Raw genomic sequence first — 16,468 nt, forward strand, 5'->3', positions numbered from 1 at the left:
GTTCGCGTGAAAATTTGTTTACTGGATGAAACAGGCGCCGGAGACGGCGCCTTATCTGTTCTGGCCGCCCACTGGGGACTGGAACACGATGAAGATAACCTGATGGCGCTGGTGATGACGCCGGAACATCTGGAACTGCGCAAACGTGACGAACCTAAACTTGGCGGTATCTTCGTTGATTTCGTGGGCGGTGCAATGGCCCATCGGCGCAAGTTTGGCGGTGGCCGCGGTGAAGCGGTGGCGAAGGCGGTTGGCATTAAAGGCGATTACCTTCCGGATGTAGTCGATGCGACAGCCGGGCTGGGGCGCGATGCGTTTGTACTGGCCTCGGTAGGCTGCCGCGTCCGAATGCTGGAACGTAACCCGGTAGTGGCGGCGCTGCTTGATGATGGTCTGGCGCGCGGCTATGCCGACCCGGAAATCGGCCCGTGGCTGCAGGAACGTTTACAACTAATCCATGCCTCCAGCCTGACGGCGTTAACCGATATCACCCCGCGCCCGCAGGTGGTATATCTCGACCCGATGTTCCCGCATAAGCAGAAAAGCGCGCTGGTGAAAAAAGAGATGCGGGTGTTTCAGTCGTTGGTAGGACCGGATCTGGATGCGGACGGCCTGCTGGAGCCTGCGCGTCAGTTGGCCACCAAACGTGTAGTGGTGAAACGCCCGGACTACGCGCCGCCGCTGGCGGATGTCGCCACGCCGAATGCGGTAGTCACGAAAGGGCATCGGTTCGATATCTACTCAGGGACAGCATAGTTTGTAGGCCGGATAAGGCGGTAGCCGCATCCGGCATTACGGCTTAAACAAACGGTGCCAGCGGATCGGCAATCTCAAACGCTACCGCGCGGTCTGCTTTCGGTGGGTAAATCAGCTCGCTGACAATCGACACCTTCAGCTTCTTCGCTTCTGCGCGCGTCAGTTTCACCTGTTGGTCCCAACCTTCGGTATATACCGCGCCCCAGGCTCCCAGATCCAGACAAGTGACGTACATCTCCTGGCGGTACGGCAGCGGCGCCACGTCCAGCACGCTTGCTGCGGCGTTGTTCCCGGCGAACTTGCCCAATAAAATTGCGTGCTGGCAGGTCATTAACGCATGGTTGCCTTTGTCGTCGGTGGCGGCATAGGCCACATCGCCGGTGGCGTAGATATCATCGTGACCCACAACCTGCAGATGGGTATTTACATGCAGACGGCCCTGGCGATCGCGCGGAGCGTTAATCTGTGCTGTCAGGCTATTCGCTTGTACGCCGACCGTCCAGATAACCGTCTGCGAAGCAATCATCTGACCATCTTTCAGCGTGACGCCGGAGGCATCCACGCACTCTACTTCCGCATTGACCAGCCATTCGACGCCCAGTTCAGCGGAGGCTTCGATAATGACGTCACGTAATTCCTGGCTCCAGCGGCCGCCTGGCTGAGCGCCGCGTTCAACTACGACAACTCTGGTCTTAGCATCAGCGCCCAATATTTCGCGCAAACGCCCCGGTAATTCCAGCGCCATCTCAATCCCGGTAAAGCCGCCACCACAGACCACGACCGTATTGCGGGCCTCACTTTCCGGTTGTAATGCGAGATCCTTAATGTGCTGCTCCAGTACGGCGGCGCTCTCGAGCTGGTCGAGGTCAAACGCGTGCTCAGCGGCGCCGGCGACAATGTCGCGGTTTACGTGGCTGCCGCTGGCGAGCACCAGGCGGTCATAGCGGCGCAGATGAATTTCACCGTTGGCATCTTTCCAGCTTATCTCTTTAGAGTCCGGGAGGATCTGCTCTACGTGGCCTTGCAGGAAGTTGACGCCAGTAACGTCAAACAACGGCTGCAGCGGGGCGACCAGGGTTTGTACGGCGCTTTCATAAAAGCGTGGACGAACACGCAGCTCTGGTTGTGGCGCAATTACGGTAATATCAATGGCCTGCTGATGTTTATCCGCCAGTCGTGCGGCGCTTAATGCTGCCCACATACCGGCAAAGCCGGCGCCCACGATCAGAATTTGTTTACGCATTAGGGTTTTCTCACTGGTGACTACGAATTATTTACTCGGATTTTATTTGTCGTAGTTAAGAATTGCAATGCGATCAAACTCCTTTTTACCGAAAAGGGTGGGGGTTATTTAATATCTATTTGATAAATATGTATTTAAAATTATATTTTAAAGTGGCTTCACTTTGCTGTCTGGAATGAATGAGACGAAAAAGCTACAATAAACTCAGATTCATTTTGGCTGAGATAAGAGAATGGCATTCTACAGTTCCGGGGTTGAGTACGGCATTCATAGCCTGATGTGTATGGTCGACAGCAAGGGCGACGCGCGGGATATGAGCGTGCGTGAAATTGCCGAGCTGCAAAGCGTGCCGTATGACTATCTGGCGAAAATTTTTACCCGTTTATCGAAAGCGGGCCTGGTACGCAGTATTGAGGGCAAGGGCGGCGGTTTCCAGTTGGCTAAACCCGCTGAACATATCACGGTGTTGGACGTGGTGAATGCCATCGATGGCGACAAGCGCATCTTCGAATGTCGCGAAATTCGCCAGCGGCTGGCGGTATTTGAGGAGCATCCGCCAGAGTGGGCCTGTGAAGGCATTTGTGGTGTGCGCTCGGTAATGGATATGGCCCAGCAGCGAATGGAAGAAGCGCTCGGCCAGCATACGATCCTCGATTTGGCGCGCAAAATGTATCGCAAAGCGCCGGACACTTTTGTCGTTGAAGTTCAGGAGTGGATTGACGCACGCAAAGGGTAGCGATTGAAAATGCCCGATGGCGCCAGGCTACCGGGCATTTTGAATGTAGGCCGGATAAGGCAATAGCCGCCATCCGGCACTGATGATTATTGCTCGGTACTTGGCGTATTAATCATGCGGTTCAGCCATGGCACCATAATCGCCATCACGACCGTTACTGCCAGAGTGACCAGGCCAATCTTACTGAAGACGTTGGTGTAGATAGGCAGCGTTTGCAGCGGGTCGGTGATGTTCTCTGGTACGGCGGTGAAGGTGGCGACATAACCCCCCATCAGGAAGGCCGCAGCCTGGGTCAGGAACCACATCCCGAGAATAAAGCCCATCAGGTGCTGTGGCACGAGAGCGGCGACCATCGCCAGTCCCAGGGCGCTAATCAGCAGTTCACCCAGACTCTGGAACAGGTAGACCAGCACGATAAACCACGGTGACGTCAGCCCCTGCGCATCGGCAAACCACATCCCGGCAGCGGCGGCCGTCAGGAAGCCCAGCGAGCACAGGAACATACCGAGCGTAAATTTCATCGGCATGGTCAGGTCTTTGCCTTTGTTTCCCAGACGGGTATAGACAGCGGCCAGCACCGGACTTGCCAGTACCACCCAGAACGGGTTCAGCGCCTGGAAGCTCACCGGGTTGATGGCAAAACCGAGAATTTCATGGTGCACGTTATTGATAGCAAAGAAGTTCAGCGATGTCGGCATCTGCGCGTACAGAACGTAAAACACCACTGCTTCCAGCATCAGGATAAAGGCCACGAACATCTTGTTGCGCCCGGTTTTATCCAGTTTGAATGCCTGACGGAAGAAGATGATCGTCACGGCAATCGACAGGACAATCAGCACCAGGTTGGCAACCTGCACGTTGTGCATCAGCCAGGCGCAGATAAATACCATCACTACCGTACCGGCCAGCACGCAGAATAGATTACGGAAACTCAGCGGCTTATGGTCTGGCTCAGAGCCGATATCCTTCACCATGCCACGACAGGCAAAGTAGACCAGCAGCGCGACGATAAGCCCGGCACCGCACAGGTTGTAGGTCACTGCGTAGCCAAACTTATCGGCGATCACTGGCGCCAGCGACAGCGACAGCAACGAACCGATGTTAATCGACATATAAAACAGGGTGAAAGCACCGTCCAGACGGGCGTCTTTCGGTGGATAGCATTTTGACAACAGGCTTGCCGGGTTGGCTTTAAACAGCCCGTTACCAACGGCAATGGTACCCAAAGCAATAAAGATCAGATCGGGCTTAAGCAGCGACATCCCGGTCATGAAGTAGCCGATGGCCAGTACAATGGCACCGAGTACCAGTGTGCGCTTGGTGCCTAGCAGGTGGTCGCCGACGTAGCCGCCGATCGAAATCAGGCCGTAAACCAGCGCGGCAAAGGCACCAAAGGTGACGAATGCCTGTTCTTGTGAAAATCCGAGCTGCTTAACAAAAAATACCGCCAGGATGCCCTGAACGCCGTAATAGCCAAATCGTTCCCATAATTCTACGAAGAAGATCATGAAGAACGGACGAGGTTGCTGCAGCAAGCCCGTAGGTGCAGTTTTATTCATATTCCATCGCCTTTCAAAGCCATCCCGAAAAGTATGAACGCGTATGCTTAAACGCGCCGAAAAAGTCTTATTTTGTTATAGACTGCGGTTATTGGCCGCGAGGGTAGAGTATTATAGAGATGGTTTTCGATCCAATTAGTTGATCACACTAATTATGATTTGTTTGTTGGATTGATGTACTAATTGTGTCCGAATGATAAAAACAAAAACGCCCGCACAGGCGGGCGTTTACAGGCTAAGCGACTTGCTGCGGGCCGGGTTATGTTCCGGCGGTAAGCATTTTATGCTTCTTCGTCGTCACGCAGCGGAACAATCAACATGTCGACGTGGACAGTGTTGATCAGTTGGCGCGCGGAGGACATCAGTTTGCTCCAGAAATCCTGGTGGTGACCACAAACGACCAGATCCATGTCGTATTTTTTGATGGCATCAACCAGAACCTGACCCAGATCGCCGCTACCGCTCAGGGTTTCGGTGATAGGGTAGCCTGCATTGGTGGACAGCTCGGTTAACGCGTGGTGGGTTTCTTCAGAAATGCGTTTCTGCATGTCGCCCAGATTCACGTCGATAAGCCCGGTGTACAGGTCGGAATAGTTTACGTCAACGTGGATAAGGGAGACTTTAGCATTGTAAGGCCGCGCCATAGAGACCGCTTTTTCAACCAGAACTTTGCTTTCCGGAGAAAGATCAACCGCGATAAGAATGTGTTTATAAGCCATAGTGTTACTCCTTCCATAAGTTGTCGATGACTAGCCTGCTGGCGTTATCTGCCGCCGCGTCATCCGCGTCCTGCGAACCTTGCGCGCGGGGCTAGCCCAGTCGTAAAAACGTACCATATAAGGACTATCCTTACATTATAGCGACCAGGATAATCCGTCAATCCGCCTTGCTTGCCAAGCAGTTAAACAAATTTTTTAGTTAATTGCATTGATAGCGATTAACCTTCTGGCAAAAAAATTAACTAATCTCCTACACTATCTAGAGAGGCGTTCGGATGCGTGATACTAATACGAACGGTTTCGGCTGTACTCTTCACTGAATGGTTTGGCAGGGTATCGGGGAGCGGTAGTCCCGGAAAGGAGTTCCGTGGGCGGGTCGCCGGGGAGGAGGTATGATAAGCACCATTGCATTGTTCTGGGCTTTATGTGTCGTTTGCATTGTTAATATGGCGCGCTATTTTTCTTCGCTACGCGCACTGTTAGTGGTACTTCGTGGTTGCGATCCATTGCTTTACCAGTATGTAGATGGAGGAGGCTTTTTTACCTCGCATGGGCAACCGAATAAGCAGATGCGTCTGGTGTGGTATATCTACGCTCAGCGTTACCGCGATCATCATGATGATGAATTTATTCGCCGCTGTGAGCGGGTTCGCGGTCAGTTCATTCTCACCAGCGCGCTATGCGGCCTGGTGTTAATCAGCATGGTTGCGCTGATTATCTGGCACTGATTCCAACGACAGATACAAAAAAAGCGGGCCAGTTTCCTGACCCGCTTTTTTACCGTGCATTCGCTTAGATAAGCTTCAGGGAGAGCCAGTACAGCACCCCGGAAAGAATAATCGCAGCCGGCAGGGTGAAGACCCAGGCCATCAGAATGCTGGTCACTGTTTTACGCTGCAAACCGCCGCCATCAACAACCATCGTTCCCGCAACGGAAGAGGAAAGAACGTGAGTGGTGGAAACGGGCATACCGGTGTAACTGGCGAGACCGATAGAGACTGCGGCAGTCATCTGCGCCGACATCCCCTGGGCATAGGTCATACCTTTCTTACCGATTTTCTCGCCGATGGTGGTGGCTACGCGACGCCAGCCAATCATCGTACCAATACCCAGCGCCAGTGCGACGGCCATAATGATCCAGATAGGCGCGTACTCAATGGTGCTCAGCATGTCAGCTTTCAGTTTCTTCAGCAGACGCTGATCGTCAGCGCTTACGCCAGGCAGCTTAACCACTTTATCGGTGGTATCAGAGATGCACAGCATAATACGGCGCAGCTGACCACGCTGCTCGACGCTTAACTTGTCGTAAGTTTCCAGATTCGCCAGCATACCTTTCGCGCGTTCCAGCGCGTTGATGGTATTCGCCGGGTGGCAATGGAACTCTGTCGCCGTCGCGGGTGCCGCGTCCGTCGGTGACGGAATCAACTGGTCTACGCCTGTGGCCTGTTTAAGCAGGTCAGGGCGCTGCTGGAAGAAGACTTCGACGTTATTGATTGCATCACGGGTACGGGTAATCTCGTAACCGGAAGCATTCATATTCACCACGAAACCTGCAGGCGCTACGCCAATCAGCACCAACATCACCAGACCAATGCCTTTCTGACCATCGTTCGCACCGTGGGAGAACGCCACGCCGATTGCGGAGAGGATCAGTGCAATACGCGTCCAGAACGGCGGCTTTTTCTTACCGTCTTTCTTTTCACGTTCTGCCGGCGTCAGGTGGATACGGGCACGTTTTTTCGTACCGCTCCAGTAGCGACGCAGAATGAAAATAAGACCACCTGCAACCACCAGACCGACAATTGGCGAGATGATTAGCGAGGCAAAAATACCGATAACTTTCGGGATGTTAAGTGCATCCACCACCGAGGTGCCGGTCATCAACGCATTGGTTAAACCAATACCGATAATGGCGCCAATCAGCGTGTGGGAGCTGGATGCAGGCAAACCAAAGTACCAGGTACCCAGGTTCCAGATAATTGCCGCCAGCAGCATGGAGAACACCATGGCGAGGCCATGTGACGATCCCATATTTAGCAGCAGATCCGTTGGCAGCATATGCACGATGGCATACGCCACGCTGAGACCGCCCAGCAAAACACCAAAGAAGTTGAACAACGCAGCCATGACCACCGCCAATTGCGAACGCATTGCGCGGGTGTAGATCACGGTTGCGACAGCATTGGCTGTGTCATGGAAGCCGTTAATTGCTTCGTAGAACAGCACGAAAGCCAGAGCAAGCAATAGTAAAAGCCCGGTATGTAAATCCAGGCCAGCAAACAAATGTAGCATAGGACGTTACGCCATTTTGAGGACATGAACGCGGCGCATTATCAGTGACTTTGGCGGCGCGGGCAAAGTGAAATATAGAGTTTTTTTGATTTGTCTCCTGCTTTGTTTTACACCACTAAAGAATTATCCTATATATTTCAGATAAATACCCTTTATCGGTAGTTTGGTGCTGGTGCGACCACTGAGGAATCTTTACAATTCACTCCCGCTTTTTAGAGAGGATCGCAACGTGGAAAGGTTTGATACCGTTATTATAGGCGCTGGCGCAGCGGGTATGTTTTGTGCCGCGCAGGCAGGACAAGCAGGTAGTCGCGTACTGCTGATCGATAATGGTAAAAAGCCAGGGCGCAAGATTCTCATGTCTGGCGGGGGCCGCTGCAACTTTACTAATCTTTATGTCGAACCGGCCGCGTATTTGAGCCAAAACCCGCATTTTTGCAAATCGGCGCTGGCGCGTTATACGCAGTGGGATTTTATCGATCTGGTGGGCAAGCACGGCATTGCCTGGCATGAAAAAACGCTAGGTCAGCTTTTCTGCGACGATTCCGCCCAACAAATTGTCGATATGCTGGTGGACGAGTGTGAAAAAGGTAACGTAACTATGCGGTTACGTAGCGAAGTCCTGAGCGTTGAGCGCGATGGTGACGATTTTATCCTGGAATTGAATGGGATGACTGTCGGCACGAAAAAGCTGGTTATCGCCTCCGGTGGCCTCTCTATGCCGGGTCTGGGCGCAACGCCGTTTGGCTATAAAATTGCCGAACAGTTCGGCCTGAACGTGTTGCCGACCCGCGCAGGTCTGGTGCCGTTCACTTTACATAAGCCGCTACTGGAGCAGCTTCAGGTGCTCTCTGGCGTATCGGTTTCCTCCGTTATCACCGCCGAGGACGGCACCGTATTTCGTGAAAACCTGCTCTTTACGCACCGCGGGCTTTCTGGTCCGGCCGTGCTGCAGATTTCCAGTTTTTGGCAGCCAGGTGAATTTGTCAGCATTAATTTGTTGCCGGATGTTGACCTCGCGGGCTTCCTCGATGACCAACGAAGCGCACACCCTAATCAAAGCTTAAAGAACACGTTAGCGATGCAGTTGCCAAAGCGTCTGGTGGAATGCTTACAGCAGTTAGGGCAAATTCCGGATGTCTCGCTGAAGCAGCTTAACGTACGCGATCAGCAAACGCTGGTTGAAACGCTGACCGAGTGGCGGGTGCAGCCGAACGGTACGGAAGGGTATCGTACCGCTGAAGTCACGTTAGGTGGCGTCGATACCAACGAGCTGTCATCGCGCACGATGGAAGCGCGCAAAGTGCCGGGGCTGTATTTTATCGGCGAAGTTATGGACGTCACCGGTTGGTTGGGCGGCTATAACTTCCAGTGGGCGTGGTCGAGCGCCTGGGCGTGCGCACAGGATTTAGCCTCTGGGGTAAAAACACAGTAGATTTTACCAGCAAGAAGTCAGCATTTTATGAATGGAATCAATTAGCAGTGTGCTCAATCGCTATCGTTATTCAGGCCGTTAGCGGGAACAGAACCTCACTTAGGGTTTACCCGGTTTGCGGCCAGGTAAACCCTATATGATCACTACGCGACCACTTCCATTTCCATCATCACCGGATGGAAACGGCGCTTGAAGTAAATCAGCCCGTGGCCTTGCTGGCTGAGGGTAATGTTCTTGATTTCGACCAGATAGACCAAATGGCTGCCGATAGTCTGCACTTGATTAATCTCACCCTCGAGGCTTGCCAGCGATCCTTTCAGTACCGGTTGGCCTTGCGCGCCTTTCTGCCAGCATGAAAGGTTGAAGCGATCTTCCATAGCCATGCCTGTCATCCCGGCGAAATGGCGGGCCATCACTTCCTGCTCGTGGTTCAACACGTTGATACAGAGCTTGCCGTTGCCCTGAAACACCGGGTTCATTGCGCTATTGGCGTTGATACAGACCATCACCGACGGTGGCGAGTCGGTCACCGAACAGACTGCCGTAGCGGTGATCCCGCAGCGGCCCGCTTCGCCTTCGGTGGTGATGACGTTAACGGCGGCCGACAGACTGGCCATGGCATCGCGAAAACGCAGACGTTGTTCATCTAATTGCATTGTGACCTCCCGCTGCTGGTTACTTCAGCAGCTTATCCAGCATGTTGATATCGGAATTGTTGTGCAAATGTGGAACCGTCCAGCCATTTTGGTCGTACTCGGACAGGCAGCGATCGACCATCGCCATCATTTTGTCCATGTTGCCGGAGCTCTGTGCCTGGCGCAGACACTGCAGGCGGATTTCGTCCTGGCTACCGGAGTAGTTGATTTCATACAGCTCGTGGCGGCCACCAAATTCGCTGCCGATGGCGTCCCACATTAGTTTGAGGATCTTGATGCGCTCGACGTGATCCATACCGTTCGATCCGCGTACGTATTTCGCCAGATATTCGTTGATTTGCGGGTTATTGAGATCGCGTGCGCTGGACGGCAGATAGATCAGGCCGCTGGTGACGCTGCGCTCGATAATATTTTTGATTTTGGCGTAAGCCATCGGCGCCATCACGCGATAGGTTTGCAGCGCGGCGTGATCCGGCAGATATGCCCCGTTGACCCACGGCGTTGCTTCGGCGCACATTGAGTCGCTCAGCGCCCAGAACATATTGCGCCAGGCCACGACTTCGCCAAGCTCGGCCTGTACGCCGCGGAACTCCAGGGTACCGGTGCACTCCAGCGAGCGCTTCAGCAGGGCTGTGATAAAGTCGAGCTTCACCGCCAGACGTACGCAGGCCTGCAGCGGATACATACGGGCGAAGCCACCTTCCATCGTCCAGCGGCGGCAGCGGTCAAAGTCGCGGTAAATCAGCACGTTTTCCCACGGGATCAGCACGTTATCCATGACCAGGATCGCATCGTTTTCGTCGAAGCGACTGGAGAGCGGATAATCGTATGGCGATCCGGTTGCTCCGGCGACCAGTTCGTAGGAGGCGCGCGAGATAAGTTTGACCCCTTCGGCATCCATCGGCGCGACGAACATCAGCGCGAAGTCCGGGTTTTCGCCCATCACCTGCGCGGAGCCGAAGCCAATCATGTTGTAGTGGGTCAGCGCAGAGTTGGTCGCCACCACTTTTGCACCGCTGACGATAATCCCAGCATCGGTCTCTTTCTCGAGCTTGATATAGACGTCTTTCACTTCATCCGCTGGCTTATGGCGGTCGATCGGTGGATTGACGATGGCGTGGTTAAAGTACAGGCCGGTTTCCTGAATGCGGGTGTACCAGTCGCGGGCGTTCTGCTCAAACTGACCATAAAATTCTGGGTTAGCACCCAGCGCACAGCCAAACGCGGCTTTGTAGTCCGGAGTACGCCCCATCCAGCCGTAGCTCAGGCGCGACCATTCGGCGATGGCATCGCGCTGCTGGCGCAGGTCATCGGCACTTCTCGCGACGCGGAAAAACTTGTGGGTATAGCCGCCGCTGCCGGTGTCGGTACCCCAGCACAAGGTGTCCTGCAGTTCGGGTTTGTGCAGCGCATCGTACATTTGGGCGACAGAAGCGGCTGCGTTGCGAAAAGCTGGATGCGTAGTCACGTCTTTAACACGCTCACCGTAAATATAGATTTCGCGGCCGTCCTGCAAGCTCTTCAAATACTCTTCACCAGTTAACGGGCGTTTAGCGTCTGCACGGAAATTTTCAGGTTTCATAGGGGACCTCTTCAGTATTAATTGGATTGTGATGTTAAATTTATGTTTTGTTTTTGTTGTTCAATTGAAGCGGTTAAGAAGGTTTTCGTGAAGAGACTTTTAGGTCATCTGTGGGTACTTTTCAGGTGAGATAACGTTCTGTGATCCAGACGTCATTTAGAATGAAAGGGTAAGCAGAGTCACGACACGGGCACTTTCTTCAGTCTGAACGCGCTCGGTGAGCAGCCGACTAAGCGGTTAAAGAAGCGAGCGAAATAGGCTGGGTCCTTAAAACCCAATTGCCAGGCTATTTCGTTGATCGCGCTGTCGGAAAACAGCAATAGCCGCTTGGCTTCGCGCAACTGCCTGTCGAAAATTAGCCTTTTTGGTGGGCGGTTAGCGAAGCGGCGACAGATATCGGTCAGTCTGGATTCGGTCAGATGCAGCTCGTAGGCGTAGTCCGGCACCGTCCAGTGCTGGTGATAGTGGTTATCGATTAGCTGGTTAAAACGTTGAAACAGCCTTAGCTCGCCGCGTATCCCGCTGGCGGCATGATCGTCAAGCTTCGCATTCCGTAGTAGTAGGGTGAACACCGCCTGCGCCAATAGCATCAGTGTGTGTTCACGTCCCGGTAATTGCGAGGTCGACTCACGTTGAATCAGCCGCCAGTAGTGCGTTAGTGCCTCCAGTTCTTCGGGCTTATCGGCCAGCGACAGGCAGATACCCGGCAGGCCGAAGGCTTCCCGTGTGCCGGGATAAAGTACCTCCAACAGCGGCCAGACCAAATCCTCCCGCACCGTCAGTACGTGCCCATCACTATCAGACTCAGTGATAAAGGCGTGCGGCACCGACGGCGGTGTCAGAACGAACAGCGGTGCCTGTACTGAATAACGACTCTCGTCAAGCTGCAGCTCAATCTGCCCGGTATCAAGAAAGTGCATCTGAAAATATTGGTCGTGACGGTGCGCCTGCATATCGCGGCCAAAGAACTCAGCCATGCGGGCAAACGACTGATAATGCACATCTTCCGTTCCCAGACTCTCATCGTACTCTTTGTTGATATCGATATTGGCGATAGAGCTCTGACACATAGCGGCTCCTTACGGCGTCGCGCGAGGACGCGATCCTTTCATCGGAATAGCCCAGATAATCACCGCGCCAATGACCAACAGGGTGGCAACAAACCACAGACCACTGCTAAAGCTGCCAGTAATATCTTTCAGCCAGCCGATCATTAATGGGCTTACTGCTGATCCGATATTGCCGGTGGCGTTGATCACCGCGATACCGATCGCTCTGGCGCGTAGGCTGATCGACTGATCCGGGGTGGTCCAAAAGATGGCCATGGCGCTAAAGGAGCCGGTGGAGGCCATCACGATCCCCAGTAGTTGGATTAGGTTGTGATCGGTGGCTGAAGCCAGCAGCCAGCCTGCAGCGGCAAACAGAAAAGGTAGAGCGGTATGATGCTTACGCTCTCGATGTTTATCAGAGTGACGGCTCCAGTAGATCATTCCGAGAATGGTACAAATCTGCGGGATTGCCGCCAGCAGGCCGATAGTGATGTTGCTGCTGCTTTCGTTAAAGCTTTTAAGGATCTGCGGCGTCCAGATACTGATCGCACTGAGTGTATTCGTCAGGCAGAAGTAGGCCAGGGTGTACATCAGCACGATCGGCGTAAATACTTCCCGCCACAGGCTGCGTTGTTGCATGGCGTGATGGCTGATCGCCCCTTCCGGCTGTACCAGCATGAGGCGATCGTTATCCATCATCTCCTGCAGGCACTTTTTGTCTTCTGCCGTCAGCCATTTCGCCTTCGACGGTGAATCATCGAGCCAGAACCAGACCATAACGCCGAGCAGCACCGACGGGAAGCCTTCCAGCAAGAACAACCATTGCCAGCCGCGCAGGTTAAGCATGCCGTCCATAGACAGAATATATCCAGAAACGATCGACCCCAGCGCGGTAGTCACCGGCATCGCAATCATAAACAGCGCGTTGGCGCGGGCGCGGAAAAAGGCCGGGAACCAGAAGGTCAAATACAACAGGATGCCGGGCAGGAAACCGGCCTCGGTAATCCCCACCAGCATCCGCAGGATGTAGAGGCTGTTCGGCCCAGTGGCGAACATGGTGGCGGTAGAGGCGATGCCCCATAGCACCATGATGGTGGCAATCCAGCGGCGAGCGCCGACGATGCTGAGCATCACGTTGCTGGGTATGCCAAAAATCACGTAGGTAACGTAAAACAGGGTGGTGGCAAGGCCGAACATGGTGGCGTTCAGTCCCAGATCCTGCCCCATGGTCAGTCCGGCAAAGCCGATATTGATCCTGTCTAAAAACGAAAAGATAAAGAGTACGAACAAAAATACGATCAGGCGACGGAACAGTTTGTTGATAACTGACTGCTGCTGCGCCGTCAGCTGTTTATGCTGGTTAGCCGGATCGAACTTTTCCGGGATGGCAGATGATGTATCGCTCATTGTCATTTTCCTCTAATGGGAATTTTGTAGGGTACGGCTATTTTGCCCGGTAGCGCTGCGCTTACCGGGCACTAGTAGACGCCTGGTGAACCCGGCGCGTTTATTTCCCCCCCAAACCGCGCCGCCAGCGCTTCTGCGCCACGGGCCAGCAGAGTGGTATCAACGCCGACGGCAACGAACAGTGCGCCTAGCGCCAGATAACGTTTCGCCAACTGTTCGTTAGCCATCAGGATCCCCGGCGCTTTACCGGCTGCACGAATTTGCGCGATGGCCTGTTCGATGGCAGCCTGCACCTCCGGGTGCTGCGGATTGCCGCCAAATCCCATATCAGCACTGAGATCGGCCGGGCCGATGAACACGCCGTCCACGCCCTCAACGTCGAGGATCTGTGGCAGATTTTTTAGCGCTTCGCGGGTTTCAATTTGCACCAGCACGCACATTGCGTCGTTGGCCTGATGGATATATTCGGGGATGCGGTTCCAGCGTGAGGCGCGGGCGAGCGCGCTACCTACGCCGCGAATACCTGCGGGCGGGTAGCGGGTGGCCTTCACTGCCAGTCGCGCTTCGTCAGCGTTTTGTACCATCGGCACCAGCAGAGTCTGCGCACCCACATCCAGCAATTGTTTAATTTGCACCGGGTCGTTCCATGATGGTCGCACCACAGGTTGGCTGGGGTAAGGGGCGATCGCCTGCAGTTGGGTCAGTATCGTTTGCACGCTGTTCGGCGCATGCTCTCCGTCAATTAACAGCCAGTCGAACCCTGCCCCGGCCAGTAGCTCTGCGCTGTAGCTGCTGGTAAGTCCAAGCCATAGGCCAATCTGTGGGCGACCGGCTTTTAAGGCATCTTTAAAGGCGTTATTCATCATGTTTCTCCTAAACAAACCGGCAGCTAATCGCGCCCATGTTGCCGTAGTCAACGTGGAAAGTGTCGCCCTTGCGCGCCGGAACCGGACGGGTAAAGGAGCCACCGAGAATAATCTGCCCGGCTTCCAGTTGGACGTCATACGGCGCAAGCTTGTTCGCCAGCCAGGCCACGCCGTTGGCTGGGTGATTGAGTACCCCTGCAGCCACGCCAGTCTCTTCGATCACGCCGTTGCGATAGAGCAGGGCGGAGATCCAGCGCAGATCCAGTTCGTCGGGTTTGATGGGGCGACCGCCGAGGATCACCCCGGCGTTGGCGGCGTTATCGGAGATGGTGTCGAAGACCTTGCGCGGGCGCTGGGTCTCCGGGTCGATGTTGTGGCAGCGGGCGTCGATAAGCTCCAGCGCCGGAATCACATAGTCGGTAGCGTTGTAGACGTCGAACAGGGTGCAGTTCGGGCCGCGCAGCGGTTTGGCCAGCACGAAGGCCAGCTCCACTTCAATGCGCGGAACGATAAAGCGGTCGGTGGGAATATCGCTGCCATCGTGGAAAAACATATCGTCCAGCAGCGCGCCGTAGTCCGGTTCGCTAATCTGCGAGCTGGCCTGCATCGCTTTGGAGGTCAGACCGATTTTGTGGCCTTTAAGCACGCGGCCCTCGGCGATTTTCATTTTTACCCATTCGCGCTGAACGGCGTAGGCGTCTTCGATGGTGATCGTCGGGTGATCCAGCGAAATAGCGCGGATCTGTTCGCGCTGTTTTTCCGCCTGGTTTAGACGCTGGGCGATCAGAGTATGGGTATGTTTATCGAGCATAGTGGTTCCTGTGGCATTGCATTGCCGGATGGCGCTTCGCTTATCCGGCCTACAATTCATGGCCGGTGTAGGCCCGGTAAGCACAGCGCCACCGGGCAATTTGCACATTATTTAAATAACGCGTGCACGTTGTTCTGTTTGTAGTTCAGCGTCGGGTGCAACTCCTGGATTTCGAACGACAGTGCCAGATAGCGGCTCTCCATCAGCGTGGCGAAATGGGCCTTAATCAGCGCAAACAACATCTCACCCACGTCCTGACGGCTCTCCAGGCTACGCCCGGAGCCGATTTTCAGCGTCATATGCACGAAGGCATAATCATGCTGGCCGTCGGCCATCTGCCAGGTATCCAGCCAGATGGCGCGACTGCGAATGCCGCCGATGGGAAAGATGCCGGTCGCCGCCAGCGCTTCGTTCACTTTGCCGAACAGACCCGGTAAATCGGCCTGTTCGCGGATGTTGTCGGTACACTCGGCAATAAAGTGCGGCATTCTGAACTCCTTAAACCTGCTCAGGCAGCGGGAAGACGGCGTTGACCTGGCCGGTGCCGGAACTGGCGAAAAGCTCGGTGATAAATTCAACGTTGCCGTCATATTTATCCCAGCCCAGCATGCCGAGCAGCATCACCGTGTCGTGCATGTTGCCCTCGCCGTAGCAGTAGTTGGCGTACTCCGGCAGCATGGTGCAGAACTCTTTGAACTTACCTTCACGCCACAGCTTCACGACCCGCTCGTCCATCTGATGGTCGAACTCGCGGGTGTAGCTGTTCATGCCTTCTTCCGCACGCTGATCGTCGATAAAGCGGTGCGACAGTGAGCCGCTGGCCAGGACCGCCACGGTGCCGTCGTATTTCTCGATAGCTTTAAGAATTGCTTCACCCAGCTTGCGACTGTCCGCGAAGTCATGCACGGTACAGAATGCTGAGATGGAAACGACTTTGAAGTGGTTGTCTTCGTTCATATAACGCATCGGTACCAGAGTGCCGTATTCCAGCGTCAGGCTGGGAATATTGTGTGCCTGAGCACGCACACCCAGTTTGACGGCTTCATCGGCGATTGATTGGCCCAGCTCCGGGTTTCCCTCGTAGCGGTAGGCCATGTCGCGAATAAAGTGCGGCAGTTCGTGGCTGGTGTAGTTCCCCTCAAAATGGGGGCTACAGTTGATGTGGTAGGCGCTGTTGACCAGCCAGTGGGTGTCGAACACAATGATGGTATCGACGCCCATTTCGCGGCAGCGTTTGCTTATCTCTTTATGTCCATCGATGGCTGACTGACGACAGCCGTGGTTTTTCCCCGGCAGTTCAGAGAGATACATCGACGGAACGTGTGTAATTTTTGCAGCTAAAGCTAACTTTCCCATA

16 protein-coding genes are annotated in these 16,468 nt (G+C 54.4%); 4 read left to right on the top strand and 12 right to left on the bottom strand.

The genetic code is table 11. The features are described from left to right. The first annotated feature begins 6 nt into the window (after positions 1–6). Positions 7–756, top strand: coding sequence for a 16S rRNA (guanine(1516)-N(2))-methyltransferase RsmJ (gene rsmJ, locus WHR59_RS01175; RefSeq protein WP_172862483.1), 750 nt, complete (start codon positions 7–9; stop codon positions 754–756). 43 nt (positions 757–799) lie between these two features. Here the strand turns inward: rsmJ and WHR59_RS01180 are convergent, their stop codons facing one another. After that, positions 800–1,999, bottom strand: a complete 1,200-nt coding sequence (locus tag WHR59_RS01180) for an NAD(P)/FAD-dependent oxidoreductase (protein ID WP_043018641.1) — start codon at positions 1,997–1,999, stop codon at positions 800–802. A gap of 232 nt (positions 2,000–2,231) precedes the next feature. Here WHR59_RS01180 and WHR59_RS01185 point away from each other — a divergent pair, with 232 nt between their 5' ends. Then, positions 2,232–2,735, top strand: a complete 504-nt coding sequence (locus WHR59_RS01185; RefSeq protein ID WP_003023361.1) for an RrF2 family transcriptional regulator — start codon at positions 2,232–2,234, stop codon at positions 2,733–2,735. 86 nt (positions 2,736–2,821) lie between these two features. Here WHR59_RS01185 and dtpB read toward each other — a convergent pair whose 3' ends face one another. After that, complete coding sequence (gene dtpB, locus WHR59_RS01190; protein ID WP_043018639.1) at positions 2,822–4,294, bottom strand: dipeptide/tripeptide permease DtpB; 1,473 nt, start codon at positions 4,292–4,294, stop codon at positions 2,822–2,824. A 281-nt stretch (positions 4,295–4,575) separates the two neighbouring features. Further along, the gene (gene uspA, locus WHR59_RS01195; protein WP_003023368.1) at positions 4,576–5,013 is read right to left on the bottom strand and encodes a universal stress protein UspA; all 438 of its coding nucleotides are present in this window, start codon (positions 5,011–5,013) and stop codon (positions 4,576–4,578) included. A gap of 392 nt (positions 5,014–5,405) precedes the next feature. On the opposite strand from uspA, the gene uspB reads away from it, so the two are divergent. Beyond that, positions 5,406–5,741 (top strand): universal stress protein UspB, encoded by a 336-nt coding sequence (gene uspB / locus WHR59_RS01200; RefSeq protein WP_003023371.1) that lies wholly within the window; start codon positions 5,406–5,408, stop codon positions 5,739–5,741. Positions 5,742–5,805: 64 nt separating this feature from the next. Here the strand turns inward: uspB and pitA are convergent, their stop codons facing one another. Then, positions 5,806–7,305: an inorganic phosphate transporter PitA gene (gene pitA / locus WHR59_RS01205; protein ID WP_043018638.1), complete on the bottom strand. Its 1,500-nt coding sequence runs from the start codon at positions 7,303–7,305 to the stop codon at positions 5,806–5,808. Between the two features lie 229 nt (positions 7,306–7,534). On the opposite strand from pitA, the gene WHR59_RS01210 reads away from it, so the two are divergent. Beyond that, a complete protein-coding gene (locus WHR59_RS01210; protein WP_043018637.1) occupies positions 7,535–8,740 on the top strand; it encodes an NAD(P)/FAD-dependent oxidoreductase in 1,206 nt (401 codons plus the stop codon). 143 nt (positions 8,741–8,883) lie between these two features. On the opposite strand, the gene WHR59_RS01215 is transcribed toward WHR59_RS01210, so the two are convergent. The 8 genes from WHR59_RS01215 to hpaD form a co-directional block, all read right to left on the bottom strand. Beyond that, positions 8,884–9,396: a 4-hydroxyphenylacetate 3-monooxygenase reductase subunit gene (locus WHR59_RS01215; RefSeq protein WP_043018636.1), complete on the bottom strand. Its 513-nt coding sequence runs from the start codon at positions 9,394–9,396 to the stop codon at positions 8,884–8,886. Between the two features lie 19 nt (positions 9,397–9,415). Further along, positions 9,416–10,978: a 4-hydroxyphenylacetate 3-monooxygenase, oxygenase component gene (hpaB, locus tag WHR59_RS01220; protein WP_087050786.1), complete on the bottom strand. Its 1,563-nt coding sequence runs from the start codon at positions 10,976–10,978 to the stop codon at positions 9,416–9,418. Positions 10,979–11,157: 179 nt separating this feature from the next. Continuing rightward, positions 11,158–12,048, bottom strand: a complete 891-nt coding sequence (gene hpaA / locus WHR59_RS01225; protein WP_043018634.1) for a 4-hydroxyphenylacetate catabolism regulatory protein HpaA — start codon at positions 12,046–12,048, stop codon at positions 11,158–11,160. 9 nt (positions 12,049–12,057) lie between these two features. Further along, complete coding sequence (hpaX, locus tag WHR59_RS01230) at positions 12,058–13,434, bottom strand: 4-hydroxyphenylacetate permease (protein ID WP_043018633.1); 1,377 nt, start codon at positions 13,432–13,434, stop codon at positions 12,058–12,060. A 71-nt stretch (positions 13,435–13,505) separates the two neighbouring features. Next, on the bottom strand, positions 13,506–14,297 hold the full coding sequence (hpaI, locus tag WHR59_RS01235) for a 4-hydroxy-2-oxoheptanedioate aldolase (RefSeq protein WP_043018632.1): 792 nt from the start codon (positions 14,295–14,297) through the stop codon (positions 13,506–13,508). Positions 14,298–14,307: 10 nt separating this feature from the next. Further along, positions 14,308–15,111, bottom strand: a complete 804-nt coding sequence (gene hpaH / locus WHR59_RS01240) for a 2-oxo-hept-4-ene-1,7-dioate hydratase (RefSeq protein WP_172862480.1) — start codon at positions 15,109–15,111, stop codon at positions 14,308–14,310. Between the two features lie 107 nt (positions 15,112–15,218). Next, complete coding sequence (locus WHR59_RS01245) at positions 15,219–15,599, bottom strand: 5-carboxymethyl-2-hydroxymuconate Delta-isomerase (RefSeq protein ID WP_047408060.1); 381 nt, start codon at positions 15,597–15,599, stop codon at positions 15,219–15,221. Positions 15,600–15,609: 10 nt separating this feature from the next. Next, positions 15,610–16,467 (bottom strand): 3,4-dihydroxyphenylacetate 2,3-dioxygenase, encoded by an 858-nt coding sequence (gene hpaD, locus WHR59_RS01250; protein WP_075145523.1) that lies wholly within the window; start codon positions 16,465–16,467, stop codon positions 15,610–15,612. Position 16,468 lies beyond the last annotated feature (1 nt).

This window comes from Citrobacter europaeus (assembly GCF_037482245.1).
Classification (GTDB): Bacteria; Pseudomonadota; Gammaproteobacteria; order Enterobacterales; family Enterobacteriaceae; genus Citrobacter; species Citrobacter europaeus.

Coding starts and splice junctions, on each gene's coding strand:
- hpaB (WP_087050786.1), bottom strand. CDS start 10,978: ATGAAACCTGAAAATTTCCGTGCAGACGCTAAACGCCCGTTAACTGGT.
- hpaD (WP_075145523.1), bottom strand. CDS start 16,467: ATGGGAAAGTTAGCTTTAGCTGCAAAAATTACACACGTTCCGTCGATG.
- WHR59_RS01215 (WP_043018636.1), bottom strand. CDS start 9,396: ATGCAATTAGATGAACAACGTCTGCGTTTTCGCGATGCCATGGCCAGT.
- hpaI (WP_043018632.1), bottom strand. CDS start 14,297: ATGAATAACGCCTTTAAAGATGCCTTAAAAGCCGGTCGCCCACAGATT.
- WHR59_RS01245 (WP_047408060.1), bottom strand. CDS start 15,599: ATGCCGCACTTTATTGCCGAGTGTACCGACAACATCCGCGAACAGGCC.
- WHR59_RS01185 (WP_003023361.1), top strand. CDS start 2,232: ATGGCATTCTACAGTTCCGGGGTTGAGTACGGCATTCATAGCCTGATG.
- WHR59_RS01180 (WP_043018641.1), bottom strand. CDS start 1,999: ATGCGTAAACAAATTCTGATCGTGGGCGCCGGCTTTGCCGGTATGTGG.
- hpaA (WP_043018634.1), bottom strand. CDS start 12,048: ATGTGTCAGAGCTCTATCGCCAATATCGATATCAACAAAGAGTACGAT.
- pitA (WP_043018638.1), bottom strand. CDS start 7,305: ATGCTACATTTGTTTGCTGGCCTGGATTTACATACCGGGCTTTTACTA.
- hpaH (WP_172862480.1), bottom strand. CDS start 15,111: ATGCTCGATAAACATACCCATACTCTGATCGCCCAGCGTCTAAACCAG.
- uspB (WP_003023371.1), top strand. CDS start 5,406: ATGATAAGCACCATTGCATTGTTCTGGGCTTTATGTGTCGTTTGCATT.
- uspA (WP_003023368.1), bottom strand. CDS start 5,013: ATGGCTTATAAACACATTCTTATCGCGGTTGATCTTTCTCCGGAAAGC.
- dtpB (WP_043018639.1), bottom strand. CDS start 4,294: ATGAATAAAACTGCACCTACGGGCTTGCTGCAGCAACCTCGTCCGTTC.
- hpaX (WP_043018633.1), bottom strand. CDS start 13,434: ATGAGCGATACATCATCTGCCATCCCGGAAAAGTTCGATCCGGCTAAC.